The organism is Winkia sp. UMB3158 (genome assembly GCF_030217145.1).
In the GTDB taxonomy this organism is placed as follows: domain Bacteria; phylum Actinomycetota; class Actinomycetes; order Actinomycetales; family Actinomycetaceae; genus Winkia; species Winkia anitrata.
Window position 1 is genome coordinate 100,578 of the sequence record NZ_JASONH010000002.1, and the last position, 14,463, is coordinate 115,040.

Below are 14,463 nucleotides of genomic sequence, written 5' to 3' on the forward strand. Positions count from 1 at the left end.
TCCTTCCACGACAGTAGTTAGTTTCGGCGCTCCCGCCACCTATCTGCGACGCGAGTTAAAACAATGTTAATGGCGATGTAGATTAAAGCAATTAAGAAGTAGGTTTGTATGTAGCTGTTTGCCTGCGCTGAGAACAATTGTCCTTGATGCATCAGGTCAAAATATGAAACGACGTACCCGAGTGTGGAGTCTTTCAGCAGCGACACCAGCTGGGTGAGCAAGTTTGGGGCAACTAGTCGTATCGCCTGTGGGATTATGACGAGGGCGCTCACCTGTTTTGGCAGCATCCCTAAAGATAGTGCGGCCTCGCTTTGGCCCCGGGGGACAGCTCGCAGGCCGGCACGGAATACCTCGGCGGTGGTGGCCGAGCAGGAAATGATCATGGGGATGACCAGCAGCCAGAAGGTGGAAAAGCGTATGCCGTAGCGCGGCAGGGCCAGCATGAAGGCGTAGATGACCAGCAGTAGTGGCAGGGAGCGGAATACTTCCACCCAGGCTCCGCTCACTTTGGAAACGATTCGGTTTTTTGCTTCGCGTCCCAACGCCAGCGCCAACGCCAGTGGGAAGGTGAAGAGGGCGGCCACGCCTGTTGCCAGTAGCGTGCCCACCACGCCCCGGCCGAAGAATTTTAGGGTGGCCGGTTGGGTAAATGGTAGCCATTTTTCAGGAAGTAGCTGGTAGTTCCACCACAGCTGGTAGATGCCGCCGGCTGCGGCGGCTACGAACACGAGGACCGCCAAGACCGAGATGATCCATATGCGGCGGCGCCCCTTCGGGCCTGGGACGTCAAAGAGGACGCGGGTGGGGGTTTGGGTTTTGCTGCTCATAGTCCCGCCTGCTCTACCTCGAAGCGGTCAACTGCGGCGGCGCCCTCGTCAGTACGCTTTACCATGTGACGGGCATCGACGCGGCGCTGCAGGTATCCACCAATGGCGCCGGCCCCTAAAGCTATTACCAGGTAGCAGATACCAGAGATCAGGAATAGCAGCACGGCTTCGGCGTATTTGATGTTCAACTGTTGGGTGATGTTGGTTAGCTCGGGCACGCCCACGGCTGCCGCCAAGGAGGTGCCAATTAGGGCCCCGATGAACACGTTCACTAGGGGTTGGATCATCGCCGCGAATGCTTGCGGCAGCACGACGTGTGCCAGCTGCTGGAACATGTTCATGCCTAGTGACCTGGCGGCCTCGGATTGGCCCACGGAAACTGTGTTGATACCGGAACGGATTGTTTCGCACACGAACGCGGCCGAGGACATGATAATTGCGGTGACGGCAGATCCGAAAAAGCCTATCTGCAGGCCGGTGTCGGGCAGGCCGAAAGCGGTCAGGATAAGCAGCGTCAGCAGTGGAATATTCCGGAAGAATTCCACGTAGATTGTGCCGAAAGCGCGCAGGACGGGCACCGGACACACCCTAAAAATGGCGATCACGGTACCCACAACTAGCGCGCCAGCGTAGCCGAGCACGGCCAACACCAGGGTGCGGCCGAGCCCGGCTAGTAGCAGGCCGAAATTGTCAACGATCAGCTGCAACAGTTACTTCTTCTGTGCTGCCTCGCCGAAGTCGCCAATGGTGGGCGGCTTGGGGGCGTCGGTGGTCGAGAACGGGCCGACGGTCTTGTCCCACAGCTTCTTCCAAGTGCCGTCCTCTTCGATCTTCTTCAGGAAGCCGTTTACGAATTCGACCGCGTCCTTGTGCTCCTTGGGTAGGCCGATGCCGTAAGGATCCTGGGTGATCGGCTTGCCGACTACCTTAATGTTGCCGTCGGATTTTGCCACGGTGGACAGCAGCATGGCCTCGTCTTGCACGTACGCGTCTACCTGGCCCTGCTTCACGGCAGTCACGCAGGCTTCACTGTTTTCGAACAGGGTCTGCTTTGCGTCCGGGATCTTCGCTTCGACGACCTTCAACGCCGTGGAGCCGGACTGGACGGCAATCTTCTTACCCTTCAGGTCGTCAATGGACTTCACGTCATTGTTGTCGTCCTTCACCAGGACAGAGATGCCGGAGGAGTAGTAGGGGCCGGCGAAGTTTACCTTTTCGAGGCGCTCGGGGGTTACCGAGTAGGTTGCGATTACGGTGTCCACAGACCCGTCAATTAGGCGCGGTTCGCGGGTGTCGGGTGTCATCACGGTCATTGAGGAATGCTTTGCCACGTCGGCTTCACTGCCGCCCAAGATGTAGTGGGCTAGCAGGTCAGCAATGCCAGCGTCGAAGCCGGTCACGCGATTCGACGTCACGTCGGTGAGGGCGAAGATTGGCGAAGTGCCCACGCCGCCGTACGCTAGCTTGCCCTTTTCTTTGATGGCCTTGGCCCAGGGGCTCTTCTGGATTTCGGCGTCGTCGGCTACCGGGCCGGAGGCGACCAGTTTGTCGAAGTCGGCTACGCTGATGCGCTCGCCGGAGGCCTGCTTAGAGGCTGACTTGTCGGATCCGGAGCCGGAATTGTTTGCCCCTCCCTTGTCCGGTCCAGAGCATGCTGCCAGAGCGGAAACGCTGAGTGCTGCGGCGGCCGCAATGGCGCCTAGTTTACGAAGTTTCATGGGTGACTCCTATCCCTGCGGGGATTAGTGGTTCAGAATTTTTGACAGGAACGCCCTCGCGCGCTCTGTCTTCGGGTTTGTGAAGAATTCTTCCGGGGGTGCGTCCTCGACAATGTTGCCGTCGTCAATGAAGGCGACCCGGTCGGCTACTTGGCGGGCAAATCCCATTTCGTGGGTGACGATCAGCATGGTCATGCCGCCTTTTGCTAGTTCGTCGATGACGTCCAGGACCTCGTTGATCATTTCCGGGTCGAGGGCGGAGGTCGGTTCGTCGAACAGCATCATTTTGGGTGACATAGCTAAGCAGCGCGCTATTGCAACTCGCTGCTGCTGCCCTCCTGATAGTTGCGCAGGGAATGAATCTGCTTTGTCGCCGAGCCCGACGCGCTGCAATAGCTTTCGCGCGTTTTCGCGGGCGTCGGCAGGTTTTTCGTGGCGCACTTTGATGGGAGCAAGGGTGATGTTGTCCAGCGCCGTTTTGTGTTCGAACAGGTTGAAGGATTGGAAGACCATGCCAATTTCGGCGCGCAGTGCCGCCAATTCCTTACCTTCTTGGGGGAGCGGGCGACCGTCGATTTCAATTGAGCCGCTGCTGATGGTTTCCAGCCGATTGATACACCTACACAGCGTGGATTTGCCGGAGCCGGAGGCGCCAATTAGCGCTACGACCTCGCCCGGGTAAATATCCAGGTTGACTCCGCGCAGAGCTTCGAAACTGCCGAAGCGTTTGTGCACGTCGCGGATCCGCACGAGCGGCTGAGCAGATGTAGAGCTGTCCATATAAAGATGCAATCAAACTAGAGGCTATTTTGTTCCGGAGGGCCACATATTGAGTCATAAGTCACCGCCTAGCATGAGGGCGAGCATCCACGCGGGTGCCTGCCTGCGCCCTCTAGGCGGAGCGCGTACGCAACTGCGGGCCGACCATAAGGTCAATTGTATCTTTCGCAGGCAGCGCGTGCCCGAGAGTCGTCTTTCGGGGAGGGCGAGGCGGCGGTCTAGTTTCGTGAGTCTTGGTCGAATCCGCGAACCTTGGTCGACAACACCTGGTTTCGCGGCAGAACACCAAGGTTCGCGGGGGTTCCCCTGGTTTCGCGGCGTAACGGCAACACGCCCCGGTGGTTGCCGGGAGTTTTTGCGCAGCTATTTGCGCGTCGTGTCAGGAGGATAAATCTTCGATGCCGAACTCGGCAGCTACTTCTTCGAGCGAATAGGTGCGTACCCGCCCTGCGCGTATGTGTTCAGGTTCAGTGCATACAGTGAAAGTTCAGCGCTCATAGGGAGTCTATCTTTGGGGCCTGTCTTGGGAGAGACTTCCAGATCTTTGCTAGCTCATCAACCTTGGCTTGCACAGCCCGCTTATCAGAAGGATCAACCAGCATGACCTCATCCATAAAATCTATCGATTTCTTATCCCAATAATCAGCCTCGCGCTTAGTGGCAGCATTTGCGCTCCAGTGGATATAAGCCCCATCAATAAAGTTCGCGATCTCTTTCATCACGTCGTAGATCATCGGATTTATGTACTCTGACTCACCCATTGCAGCCTCCTTAGCTTTTGCCCCCACACTTTCCGGTCCCGTAAACGATTATGCCGCCTTTTGGCACGAAAAGCGTTTTGAAACATAGCTCTGAGGTGGAAGCGCGAATGGGCTTGGTGATGTTGTCTTGAGCGAAAATTGGCTCGCGATCCTTGGTCGACAACACCTTGGTTCGCGGCGGAACACCAAGCCTCGCGGGTTGGGTTTGGCGATGCGTGTCGAGGGCGGCCCCCGGATTTGCTGTTTCGGGCTGCACCCCCCCGCAATTGTTGTACATTCGCCAGTGAATTATTCCGAAGGAGGAATCGAGGACGCTATGGGGCAGTCGACAGTGAACAAAGTAGGAATCATTCTGTCAGTCATATTCTTGTTGATCGCAATTGGGACATTTTTCGGTGCCGCCAATAACGTTTACCTCGTGGGGGCGACAGGCGCGGCCGGTGCCGAAGCGGTGCACCACTTGCAACGCGGAATGTTCTTCCTGCTGTGGAGCTTCGGATCCTTCGCGCTCTGTACAATTTGCGCCTTTGCCGCGTTGGCCTTCCGCGGACGGTCTGCCGCTGTAGCTAGCCCAGCGTACAAGTAGCAACTAATTTCAGGGTGGGCCGCTGGCGTTTCGGCTCCCAATGCGAAAGCATTGACGCATGAATCTATTCCCGCCAGCTCCCGCCCGCCCCGACGCCGTAGTAGAAGGGGACACCTACCGGTTCACGGTGCTCACCTCGCGCCTGATACGCATGGAGTATTCCCCCACGGGTACTTTCGCTGACCAGGCCTCTTTCATGGCGATCAACCGGGATTTCCCGGTCCCCGATTTCCGTGTGGTTCGCTCCGGGAAGGGCCTTGAAATCCTCACCGAGGCTTTCCACCTGCGCTACAGTGGCGGCCCCTTCTCGCCCTCGTCCCTATCCATTTCCCTACTTGGGCACACGGGGACGGGGTGGAACACGGTCTGGCACTACGGGGATGCCCAACCGACCACCCAAGGTGACTTTCTGGCCAACCTGGGCGGTACCGCCCGCACCCTGGACGAGGCCGACGGCGCCGTAACCATAGAACCCGGCCTCATATCCCCACGCGGGTACGCGGTTATTGATGACAGTGCTACCCCGCTCGTGCAGGACTGGCCTACCGCCCGCGAAAAAGGCGCCTGCGACCTGTACTATTTCGGCTACGGGCACGCCTACCAAGAAGCCCTCGATGCCTTTTTCGCCCTGTCGGGTAAAACCCCGCTGATCCCCAGGTGGGCGCTAGGGAATTGGTGGTCGCGCTACCACCGTTACACGGACACGGAATATCTGGCCTTGATGGATCGGTTTGCCGCCGAAAAACTACCGTTTTCCGTGGCCGTGCTGGACATGGATTGGCACCTGACCGACCTGGACCCCAAATACGGTAACGGCTGGACCGGCTACACCTTCAACAAGGAACTTTTCCCGGACCCGGCCGCGTTCATGCGGGCATTGCACGGCCGCAACCTGCGCGTCAGCCTCAACGAACACCCAGCCGACGGCGTGCGCGCACACGAGGACGCCTACCCGGCTTTCGCGGCCGCCCTCGGCGTTGAAGATGGAGCGCCCATCCCCTTTGACGGCGCCTCTAAAGACTACCTGCAGGCCTACTTAGACCTGTTGCTACACCCCCTGGAAGAACAGGGCGTCGACTTTTGGTGGATGGACTGGCAGCAGGGCAAACATACCTCGATCGCTGGGCTGGACCCGCTATGGATGCTCAACCACCTGACCTTCACCGACAACGCTAGGTTGCGCGCCGACGGGAAGCTACGCCGCCCCCTGGCGTTTTCGCGCTATGCGGGCCCCGGGTCGCACCGCTACCCGGTGGGATTTTCGGGGGATACGGTGGTCAGTTGGGATTCGCTGGCATTCCAACCATATTTCACCGCCACGGCCGCCAACATTGGCTACTTTTTCTGGTCGCACGACATTGGTGGGCACATGTTTGGTGTCAAGGACAACGAACTGGAGACCCGCTGGGTGCAACTGGGCGTTTTCAGCCCCATCTTGCGCTTGCATTCGACTAATGACCCGTTCAATTCGAAAGAGCCGTGGCGTTACGGCCAGGTCGGTGAACGCATCCAAGGCAACTACCTGCGGCTGCGCCACAAGCTGATCCCCTACCTGTACACAGCCGCCTGGCAGGCCCACCTGCGCGGAGTGGCGTTGGTGCGCCCCCTCTACTACGAAGAGCCCGAGGTGATGGACGCCTACCACAGCCCGGGCGCCTTCTTCTTCGGGGCCGACATGCTGGTGGCCCCCATCACCGAGCCCGCCGACCCGCACACCCACCTTGCCAAGGCCAGCACCTACCTTCCGCGCGGCGAATGGGTGGACTTTTTCTTGGGCACCCATTACCTGGGGGGAGGCCGCCGCAGCTTCTGGCGCACCTTGGAACATGTACCGGCCCTGGTGCGCGCCGGCGCGCTGATCCCCCTCTCCGAGCACCTGTTCGAGGGCGACGTCCCCGCAGACCAAGCCCACGCGCCCCGCGAGCTCACCCTTGCCTTCGCGGTTCCGCAAAGCGAGCGAGGCAGTTACCGTTCGACCTACATCGAGGACGCCCCCGGCGGTGAGGATTCGCCCTCGCCAACGCCCGTCCGGGCACAGCTGGCTGCCACCTGGAAGCGGGAAGAAGGGGCCCTTGACCTGCACCTGCAAGGCGAGGGCGAGCACCTTCCCAAGCAGGTGCGGCTACAGCTTTTGGGGGCCCGCCTGAACGGGCAAGACGAATCGGTGCTAGACCTGGGCGAGGTCGACCTGGGCAGTTTGGATTGCCACCTTACTTTGCGCCTGGCTGAACCGGATTGGCGGGCCCGCACCTTCGAACTAATCGACCAAGCCGAGATCTCCTACCCCCTAAAGTCGGACCTGGGGAAGGCTGCTGATGCGGGCGACGACTTGGCGCTAGAGGCGATCGCGGGGCCGTCCTCGCTGGTAGGGGCGCTGCGAGAGGTGCTCCGAAACCGCTAGAAGACGCCCCAGTGAAGGGGGATCGCCATCGATTTTCTGCACCTGCGTATCGCGAGGGCGAAACCCCGCAACCAGAGGTAACGCCGCACAATGGTCAAAATGCGGACAAGCTGTTCAGAAAATGGACGCGGGTCTTAGGCTAATTTCACCCAATCTAACTCGAAAAGAAGGTAGACGTGGCTGAAACTAAGTCAAAATCTAATGCCCGCGGCGCATGGTCCGGGCAACTGGGTTTCATCCTAGCTGCGGTCGGGTCGGCAATCGGCCTCGGCAACATTTGGCGATTCCCAGGAGTAGCATACGAAAACGGCGGCGGAGCGTTCATCGTTCCCTACCTGTGCGCACTACTAGCCATCGGCCTACCTATCTTGCTACTTGACTACGCGATCGGCCATCGCTTCCACGGGACCCCGCCGCTAGCATTCCGCCGCATCAACAAAAAAGCCGAATTCATCGGCTGGTGGCACGTGGGCGTATGCTTCGTCATCATGACCTACTATGCCGTAATCCTGGCCTGGTCCTTCCGCTACATCTTCTTCGCCGTCACCAACGCGTGGGGCGATGACCCGCAGAAGTTCTTCTTCACGAAGTTCCTGGAAACTTCCAGCCAGACCGCCGTTATCGGCTCCCCTGTCTGGGGCGTAATGATCCCGCTGGCACTCATGTGGGTAGTGGTAGTTGGCATCATCGCTCTTGGCGTGCAAAAGGGCGTCGAGCGCGCTAACAAAATCTTTATCCCGCTGCTGGTAATAGTCTTCGCCGCCCTGGTCGTGCGCGCGCTGCTGCTGCCCGGCGCCATGGAAGGGCTAAACTCCTTCTTCACTCCTGACTGGTCCGCAATCGCCAAGCCGAAAGTGTGGATGGCCGCGTTCGCGCAGATCTTCTTCTCCATGTCGGCGGGCTTCGGCATCATGCTGACCTACGCCTCCTACCTGCGCCGCAAATCGAATCTGACGGGCACCGCCCTAGTGGCGGGATTCGCGAACTCCTCGTTCGAAATCCTGGCCGGAATTGGCGTGTTCTCCGCACTCGGTTTCATGGCATACCAGCAGGGCGTGCAAGTGTCTGATCTGGAAGGCCTGTCTGGCATTTCCCTGGCGTTCATCACCTTCCCGAAGATCATTTCAATGATGCCTGGAGGCGCCTTCTTCGGCATCCTTTTCTTCGTTTCGTTGACGTTGGCGGGCGTAACCTCGCTGCTGTCGCTGGTACAGGTCGTCTCCGGCGCCTTTGCCGACAAGTTCGGCTGGCCCGTAAAGCGCGCGGCAATCCTGCTTGGCTCCTTAGCCGGCGTGATCTCGCTGGTGCTGTACGGCACCACCTCGGGCATGGGCGCCGTGGACACGGTGGACGCGTTCATCAATTCGGTCGGCGTCGTCTTCGCAACCATCCTCATGGCCGTTGCCGTGTCATGGGTCTGGCCCAAGCTGAAGCCGCTGCGTGACCATCTGAACGTACTATCTACCGTGCACGTGGGACGCTGGTGGACCTGGATGATCAGGCTGTTCATACCGCTCTTCCTAGGGATCATGCTGGTGCTGTCCATAAAGGACTACCTGTGTGAAGGCTACGGAGAATACCCCACCTGGTACGTGGCCGCTTTCGGGTGGGGGTGCGTGGCACTGTGCGCAGTATTTGCCGTCGTGTTCCCTCTGGTGAAGTGGAGGGATGAAGAATCGCTTGAGGGCGAACACGACCTGAGTAACGTCGACTGGATTAAGGAGGCCCAGAAGTGACCGGGGCAGCAATTATCCTTATGTTGGTTACCATCCTGATCGTGTGGGGCGGCCTGATCGGCTCCGTAGTGGCACTCCACTACATGTCTACCCCCTACGAGCGGGCAGAAAAAGTGGTAGCCAATACACCCCCGCCGGGGACATTACCAAGACTGAATAGTTACAGTAGCTCTTCGCTTTCGGGCTCGCTTCGGACATTAGTTCCGGGGCGGGCCCGAAATTCTGCGCGCGCGGCACGCACTTCGCGAATGATTAGGCCAGCCATCAAAATGGCAATGCCGTTGTAGGAAGTGAAGAACATGATCGCGCAGTTCCATAGGCCCTGTACGAAGTAGTCTAGGGGGTTGGAGTAGGCGGTCATGTGCGATGACACGTAGGTACCGAACATGTCTGTTAAGATCCACCCGATCAGGATCACGATACCCAGTCGGATGAGCCACTTATCCAGGTTCTGTTGCACGCCTACCTCTTCTGTTAGCCAGTTATATGGCAAGTGTACAGGCGAAAAAACAAAATTGAATTGTTATAGTTCCCGTTCAGGGCCTAAACATTAGGAAAATATAATGTTTTTGGCTATTCTGTGCGGCAAAGAGTGCGCTAGTCTTGTGCGCGGAGGCCCCAATTGCAATTACTTCGCCGCATCGCACTGACCCTTCTGGCGGTCACTGTTGTCGCACTAGCCGGTTACGTAGCAACTGACGTGCTGGCTGACCCGGGGAGCTTTGCCTGTAAAGTAGGCGGGCTGGCCCGCCGCTGCGCCCAATTCACCGGTTTTGCCTCACTGGTGGCGTGCGGCCTTTGGATTATTGGGCTGGCAGCGCGCAGCCAGGAACGCTAACTACTTGCGCCGGCGGGTGCCGAAGATCGACCTAGTGATTTCGCGGCCCAACGTGCGTCCAGCCGAGCGCAGCACGTTCGTTAGTACCGATTCCATGTCTTTGCTGCGTTTGGCCCGGGCTTTTTCTGCTTCCTTTTGAGCCCGTTCAGCCTCTTTTTGGGCCTCCTTGTCAGCGGCCGCCTTTTTGGCTTGAGCTTCGGTTTCCGCCTTCGCCTTCTGGGCGCGCTCGGCTAGCTCTTCGGTGGCCGAGTGCGGGTCAACTGCGGTCGCGTACTTTTGGGCCAGTGCAGAGGTCGCTAGTTCTTTCACTTTTTCTGGGCTGGCCTGCCCCATAACCGAGGCGGGCGCCCATACCGAGAATGGGGCTACCGGGGTGGGCCTGCCCTTCGGGTCGAGGACGGTCACTACGGCCTCGCCGGTACCCAGATTTGTCAGCACCTCTGCCAGGTCCAGGCTGGTTTCTGGGAAAGTCTTTACGGTCTGCTTGAGCGCCTTCTGGTCTTGTGGGGTGGCCGCCCTCAGCCCGTGCTGGATGCGGGAGCCGAGCTGCGCTAGCACGTCTGCCGGAATATCGTTGGGGGACTGAGTGACGAAAACTACCGAGACTCCTTTCGAACGGATCAACCGCACCGTGTGCACCACCTGGCGCACGAATTCTTTGGTGGCATCGGTAAATAGCAGGTGAGCCTCATCGAAAACAAAGGTCAGGTGGGGTTTGTCGACGTCGCCCACTTCGGGCAAGGTCTGGAATAGTTGCGCCAGCAGCCACATGATGAGGGCGGAGATGAGCGCGGGACGGGTGGACATGTCCCCGACCTCAAGCAACGAGATGACGCCCCGTTCGCCCTGCTTAGCTAGCAGGTCGGCCGTGTCAAAGCTGGGCTCACCAAAGAACTTGTCACCACCTTGCGATTCCAACGCGCTGAGCGTGCGCAGGATGACCCCCGCCGTAGCAGGACCAACCCCGCCAATACTGGCCAGTTCGGCCTTTCCCTCTTTAGAGGTCAGGAACGCGATTACTGAGCGTAGGTCGCCCAGGTCTACCAGGTATAACCCGTTGGAGTCGGCCCAACTGAAGATGAGCTGGAGCGCCTGCTCCTGGGTGGTATTGAGCTGCAATGCGCGGGCCAATAGGAGCGGCCCAAAATCGGTGACGCGAGTTCGCACCAGCGCGCCCGGAACGGGAGCTTTCGCACCGGAAGGGGTAAGTAGTTGGACGGGGAAAGCATCCCCCTTCCAATCTTGTCCGTTGGCGCTAGTGCGCTGCGTTAGCTTGTCTGAGGCCTGCCCGGCCTCGGCCAGGCCGGTAAGATCGCCCTTCACGTCCACCAGCACGGCGGGGCAGCCGGCCCCAGAGAGCCCCTCGGCCAGCAGCTGCAACGTGCGTGTCTTGCCCGTGCCTGTAGCACCCGCAACAAGCAGGTGACGGTTCATGATCGAAAGCGGCAGCTTGGCAGTTACGCCGGGAGTGGGGGCCCCGCCCTCAAGAAGAGTGCCCAAAGTTATGGTCTGTAGGTCATCCGTAAACGAGTAGCCGGCCTTGATGTGCTGTGCCAGTTCCGAAGGTTCATGGGACCCTTCCGCTGGTGCCTCGGCGGTGTTCGAATCGGGTTGTGCAGGCGGTGGCGTCTGGGGCTGATCCGAATCTTCCCCGGCCGTCTGGGAAGGGTCTGCTTGAGCGGCGGCTGCGCGGGCTTCGGCGGCCTCAGCTTTGAGGCGAGCTGCTTCGGCTTTTGCTTCTGCGGCTTCGGCGCGGGCGGCGGCTAGTTGGGCTTGTAGCTCCTCGGGGCTTTCATTTGCACTCACACTGGAAAGCATAGTGGATAAAACGCAGTGGCTGCGGGCTAATATCGCCGCTAGCACCGACACGCGTGGTTGGGTGCTAGCGGCGAAAGGAAAGTCATGCAGCGTGTACTTCCGGACTCGGATCAGGTTCTCCGGTGATCCGGTTGCGCAGATCGCGACGGACAATCTCTATGGACCACAACCAGACAACGTGTCCGAAGAATTCCGAGAAGTGCTCTGCGAAAGGCTGATTCCAAGGCGCGGGAACAATGCCAAGGGCGGGCATTAGTAGAACGTGAAACAGTACGTAGACCACAATGCCGAAGGCTGCACCCTGCCACAGGGTGACCTTCGTGTTCACTTCTGCTAGCAGGCAGTAGAGTACCGCGAAGAAGATCGCGAACGAAAAGTGAATTAAAAACGAGTAGATGGGCAGCGCATTGCCGTTGTAAGTGACAGAAGTATGCGACGCTTCGGGGGACATGCCCAATAATTCCAGGGTGGATTGGGGCGGGTTAGTCGCATTGCGTTCTGGAGTTCGCGGAGGGAAGGGAACCTCCCAGCCGAATTTCACGATTGCCGAGAAGAAACCGCCAATGATGCCTACGAGGGCGGCAACTTTGTAGTTGCGTTGGGCGGGATTAGTGGTGATCATTAGTCCTCACTCTATTTTGGTGAGCAAGAGCGCAGTGAGTGACTTTCAAATGCGGCGAGCGCTCGTCGCATCCCGAGCGACAGCGCTGCAGTCCTTGCGGCTCGGCGAACTGCCGGGTCGCAGGTGATCATATCCTTTGTTTGGTTTGGGCGGCTAATACAAACGAGGACGCAATTACTGCCAGTCCGGCGAAGGGAAGAGCCCACAGGCTGACTCGGACGCCGAATATGTCGACGATTTTGCCGATTAGTGGGGGAGAGACAAGGAAGGCGACGCGCATGAGCCAAGCTAATACGGCAAGTCCGGTACCTGGACGCAGGCTGGGAATATCGTCTGCCGCGTTCATTGCGATCGGCACTATTGTTGCAGATCCGAAACCTGCCAGTGCCAGTCCGGTAACCGTGGTGAAAGCAGAGGGGAAAAGCATAGACGCGAACATTCCCACGGTGATTAGCACCCCGCCTAGGCTGATTACAGTGCGTGGCCCCCAACTGTCGATCAGGCGGTCGCCAACCATGCGGCCAATCAGTTGGGCAGCGAAAGCGGCCACGTAGGCGCTCCCTGCCAAAGCAGCGGAAATGCCTAGGAAATCGCGCATGTAGAGGGTGGCCCAGGCCTGGGCGTTGTCCTCTACCAGGGCGCCTGCGATTGCTAGGAAAATCAGTGCGGCCAAGGCCAGGATGGGGGATATGCGGATGGTATGTACTGCCGCTGCGTTGGCTTCCTTCTCCGCGTTATGCCCGTCCGGTCCGGGAAGGGTGTACCTGAACGCCACCTGTCCTAGCAGCGCGAATAGGCCGCCGGCTAGCAGCATGTGACACCCGATTGGCAGCCCCACGGCAATGGCGACGGATGCCAGTAGGCCGCCCGCGACAACGCCTCCAGACCAGGCGGCATGGAAGGAATTGATTATTGAGCGGCCGTACTGTTTTTGTACTCGCAACCCGTGCGCGTTCTGGCCCACGTCCACGTTGGCGTCGCAGAAGCCGCAAGCGAAGAAGCTGGCAGCGAAGGCTGCATACCCTATGTCGATGCCCAGCCATCCGGCCTCCCTGAATGATACTAGGAACCCGGCTAAAGCGAATAGGACCCCCAAAATGGCGGTTCCGGAGGCGGCGACCCGCGCCGAGCCCCATTTGCGAATTGCCCAGGCGGTAATGGCTCCGCCGCACATGCCGCCCAGGGGAAATAGGGCGACCGTTAGCCCGTAGGTGGAACCGCTCAGCTCGAACACGTCTTTTATGGCCGGGTAGCGGGGTACCATGCCCGCCATCAGCGCTCCATTGGTAAAGAAGAGGGCGGTTACTGCCGCCCTTGCTTGTCGTGTCTGTGCTGATACTAGTTGCATTCTGCTCCTGGGCCGAGTTTGGGCTTGGTCAGGGTTCCTCGATCTATCAAAAGAGGTGGGTACATTTTTGAGCGCACCGCCTTGTGCGGGGCCAGTGCGAGCCGAATAGTGTACGCCCCCATTTCCTTCCGAGGCCCGGAGACCTCGGTAAACATGGGGGGAATATAGGGGTGGAATCGGGCCTCCCCGCCCAGAGCGATTACTGAATAATCGACCCCTAAGGCAAGTCCGCGATCCTTTAGGATGGCTACCGCAACGGCTGCTATCTCCCCATTTTCGGCAAGTAGCAGCGTGGGCGCATCTTGCTGGCATAAGCAGTCGGCCACGTCCAGGGCGTAGCTCGGGTGAGTGGGGACGCACATTTCGCGCACGCTGATCCCGCTTTCCCTGCAGGCAGCAATGGCGGAAGTAGCAATGGTGCGGCCGGTACGAGGTACCGAACCGTCGGTGGCAACGTCGCGCGTGAGTAGGAGGGCGTTGCGGTGGCCGTATTTTGCCCCTTCGGCTACGGCCATTCTTCCCACCGCCGCGAAGTCAGATTCGACGTATGGCAACCCTCCGCAGCGTCCTGTCAGCCCTAGCATTACGCCCGGGAAATGCTCTTCCAACATGACCTGTTCGCGCCAGTCATCCGTGGACACGTCCATCAGAATCATTGTGTCTACTACGCGCGAGCGCAGGAATCGCCGGAAGGCTTCACTGTCCGAGCCGGTTAGGAACGGCAGTACCAGTGAGGCACCAACCTTCTGCACCTCCGAGTGCATCCCCGCCATATATTCGGTGGCAATGGAGTCCACCCCATACACTGCCGGAATTGTGTGCAGGCCGATCGTGTGCGCAGACCGCGACGCCAGCGCACTAGCCGTCGCATTGGGGACGTACCCTAACGCCTCGACTGTGGCTAGGACGCGCTCGCGGGTGGCTGCCGAGGTGGGGCGGCGTCCGGAAAGTACGTAGGAAACGGTAGAGGGCGACACCCCGGCCGCGCGAGCCACGTCCTGCCTGGTGACCATCGGTGTCGCCCTCTT

At 59.3% G+C, this 14,463-nt stretch carries 14 protein-coding genes; 4 read left to right on the forward strand and 10 right to left on the reverse strand.

Annotation, left to right across the window (positions count from 1 at the left end):
* Positions 1 to 17 precede the first annotated feature (17 nt).
* From QP400_RS02360 to QP400_RS02380, 5 genes are all read right to left on the reverse strand, one after another.
* On the reverse strand, positions 18 to 827 hold the full coding sequence (locus QP400_RS02360; RefSeq protein ID WP_048708163.1) for an amino acid ABC transporter permease: 810 nt from the start codon (positions 825 to 827) through the stop codon (positions 18 to 20).
* A complete protein-coding gene (locus QP400_RS02365) occupies positions 824 to 1,534 on the reverse strand; it encodes an amino acid ABC transporter permease (protein WP_004807997.1) in 711 nt (236 codons plus the stop codon). Before QP400_RS02365 ends, QP400_RS02360 begins: the two co-directional genes overlap by 4 nt.
* 3 nt (positions 1,535 to 1,537) lie before the next feature.
* Positions 1,538 to 2,545: a glutamate ABC transporter substrate-binding protein gene (locus tag QP400_RS02370; RefSeq protein WP_048708160.1), complete on the reverse strand. Its 1,008-nt coding sequence runs from the start codon at positions 2,543 to 2,545 to the stop codon at positions 1,538 to 1,540.
* Between the two features lie 24 nt (positions 2,546 to 2,569).
* Entirely contained in the window at positions 2,570 to 3,325 is a 756-nt protein-coding gene (locus tag QP400_RS02375; RefSeq protein WP_004808002.1) for an amino acid ABC transporter ATP-binding protein, read from the reverse strand.
* Positions 3,326 to 3,819: 494 nt separating this feature from the next.
* Positions 3,820 to 4,086 carry a hypothetical protein gene (locus QP400_RS02380; protein WP_004808005.1) on the reverse strand — a complete coding sequence of 89 codons (267 nt, stop codon included), beginning with the start codon at positions 4,084 to 4,086 and terminating at the stop codon, positions 3,820 to 3,822.
* 283 nt (positions 4,087 to 4,369) lie between these two features.
* Between QP400_RS02380 and QP400_RS02385 the strand changes: the two genes are divergently transcribed.
* The 3 genes from QP400_RS02385 to QP400_RS02395 all read left to right on the forward strand — a co-directional run bounded on the left by QP400_RS02385 (position 4,370) and on the right by QP400_RS02395 (position 8,809).
* On the forward strand, positions 4,370 to 4,672 hold the full coding sequence (locus tag QP400_RS02385; RefSeq protein ID WP_141740495.1) for a hypothetical protein: 303 nt from the start codon (positions 4,370 to 4,372) through the stop codon (positions 4,670 to 4,672).
* A 58-nt stretch (positions 4,673 to 4,730) separates the two neighbouring features.
* Complete coding sequence (locus QP400_RS02390) at positions 4,731 to 7,073, forward strand: glycoside hydrolase family 31 protein (RefSeq protein WP_004808010.1); 2,343 nt, start codon at positions 4,731 to 4,733, stop codon at positions 7,071 to 7,073.
* 176 nt (positions 7,074 to 7,249) lie between these two features.
* Positions 7,250 to 8,809 carry a sodium-dependent transporter gene (locus QP400_RS02395; protein ID WP_004808012.1) on the forward strand — a complete coding sequence of 520 codons (1,560 nt, stop codon included), beginning with the start codon at positions 7,250 to 7,252 and terminating at the stop codon, positions 8,807 to 8,809.
* Positions 8,810 to 8,969: 160 nt separating this feature from the next.
* On the opposite strand, the gene QP400_RS02405 is transcribed toward QP400_RS02395, so the two are convergent.
* The gene (locus QP400_RS02405) at positions 8,970 to 9,269 is read right to left on the reverse strand and encodes a hypothetical protein (RefSeq protein ID WP_004808016.1); all 300 of its coding nucleotides are present in this window, start codon (positions 9,267 to 9,269) and stop codon (positions 8,970 to 8,972) included.
* A gap of 162 nt (positions 9,270 to 9,431) precedes the next feature.
* Between QP400_RS02405 and QP400_RS02410 the strand changes: the two genes are divergently transcribed.
* The gene (locus tag QP400_RS02410; protein ID WP_004808017.1) at positions 9,432 to 9,647 is read left to right on the forward strand and encodes a hypothetical protein; all 216 of its coding nucleotides are present in this window, start codon (positions 9,432 to 9,434) and stop codon (positions 9,645 to 9,647) included.
* Here the strand turns inward: QP400_RS02410 and QP400_RS02415 are convergent, their stop codons facing one another.
* The 4 genes from QP400_RS02415 to QP400_RS02430 form a co-directional block, all read right to left on the reverse strand.
* Positions 9,648 to 11,465, reverse strand: coding sequence for a helicase HerA-like domain-containing protein (locus tag QP400_RS02415; RefSeq protein ID WP_004808018.1), 1,818 nt, complete (start codon positions 11,463 to 11,465; stop codon positions 9,648 to 9,650).
* Between the two features lie 82 nt (positions 11,466 to 11,547).
* Complete coding sequence (locus QP400_RS02420) at positions 11,548 to 12,087, reverse strand: YagU family protein (protein ID WP_004808020.1); 540 nt, start codon at positions 12,085 to 12,087, stop codon at positions 11,548 to 11,550.
* Between the two features lie 127 nt (positions 12,088 to 12,214).
* The gene (locus QP400_RS02425) at positions 12,215 to 13,435 is read right to left on the reverse strand and encodes an MFS transporter (protein WP_070424931.1); all 1,221 of its coding nucleotides are present in this window, start codon (positions 13,433 to 13,435) and stop codon (positions 12,215 to 12,217) included.
* Complete coding sequence (locus QP400_RS02430; RefSeq protein WP_070424932.1) at positions 13,426 to 14,448, reverse strand: LacI family DNA-binding transcriptional regulator; 1,023 nt, start codon at positions 14,446 to 14,448, stop codon at positions 13,426 to 13,428. The genes QP400_RS02425 and QP400_RS02430 overlap by 10 nt, the downstream gene beginning before the upstream one ends.
* Positions 14,449 to 14,463 lie beyond the last annotated feature (15 nt).